Below are 308 nucleotides of genomic sequence, written 5' to 3'. Positions count from 1 at the left end.
GTCGCCGCCCAGCGAGAAGTTCACGATGCGCTCGAACAGGTTGCCCATGAGGGTGGAGGGCGTCTCCAGGTAGGCGAGCGCCTCCGGCGTCACGCCGCCCAACTGCATGATGTTGTAGGGCACGCAGGCGAGGTCGGTCTGGTCGATGACCGACTGGCAGGTCGGCACGCCGTTGACGTTCACGACGTTGAGAGCGTTGTTGATCGCCTGGGTACGGAAGAAGCCGGTCTGGACCTGATTGAACGACACGCGACCGTACTGCATGGCGAAGTCGTAGTTCCAGTTGTCGTTCAGGTCGCCGCGGACGC

Annotated in this window: 1 pseudogene; it reads right to left on the bottom strand. The window is 63.3% G+C overall.

The window, feature by feature from the left end:
* Window positions 1-308 (bottom strand): annotated as a pseudogene (locus AX721_RS27965) (hypothetical protein); the annotation flags it as partial.

This window comes from Phenylobacterium sp. CCH9-H3, from assembly GCF_001557235.1.
Classification (GTDB): Bacteria; Pseudomonadota; Alphaproteobacteria; order Caulobacterales; family Caulobacteraceae; genus Phenylobacterium.
The sequence above is the reverse complement of the archived record's forward strand: the minus strand, read 5'-3'. Positions and strand labels throughout refer to the sequence as shown.